This window comes from Rhizobium sp. 01T444, from assembly GCF_056398305.1.
Map to the genome: position 1 here is coordinate 1 of NZ_JBFTPD010000211.1, position 663 is coordinate 663.

Annotated in this window: 1 protein-coding gene; it reads left to right on the forward strand. The window is 69.5% G+C overall.

All coding sequences use genetic code 11. From position 1 onward, the window contains the following. A partial coding sequence (locus AC1DTN_RS38020) for an aldo/keto reductase (RefSeq protein ID WP_477925321.1) occupies positions 1 to 663 on the forward strand: 663 nt, incomplete at both ends.

The following is a 663-nucleotide window of genomic DNA, read 5'->3' on the forward strand; positions in this document are numbered from 1 at the left end:
GGCCACCGAGGGCGGCATCAATTTCATCGACACCGCCGACGTATACCCCCTCGGCGGCACCGTCGAGACCACCGGCCGCACCGAGGAGATCATCGGAAACTGGCTGCAGGCCAGGGGTCCCGCAGGGCGCGCCGGCGTCATCCTCGCGACCAAGGCGGTCGGCAAGGTCGGCCCCCACAGCTGGGACCAGGGCGCTTCTCGCAAGCACCTGCTCGATGCCATCGACGCATCCCTCCGGCGGCTGAAGACCGACCACGTCGACCTGTACCAGCTGCACCAGGACGACCGCAACACGCCGCTCGACGAAAGCATCGAGGCCCGCGACACGATCGTGCGCTCCGGCCGCGCCCGCTACGTCGGCGTCTCCAACTTCCTGGCCTACCGGCTCGCGCGAGCGCTCGGCCGCGCCGAACTGGGCAAGCTGACGCGTTTCGTCTCGGTGCAGCCGCGCTACAGCCTGCTCTTTCGGGAGATCGAGCGCGAGCTGCTGCCGCTGGCCGAGGAAGAAGGGCTCGGCGTGATCCCCTACAACCCGCTCGCGGGCGGGCTCCTCACTGGCAAGTACCAGGCCGGCTCCGCGCCGCAGGACAACACCCGCTTCAAGCTCGGCACCGCCGGCGCGATGTACCAGGACCGCTACTGGAACGAGCGCAGCTTCGCCAC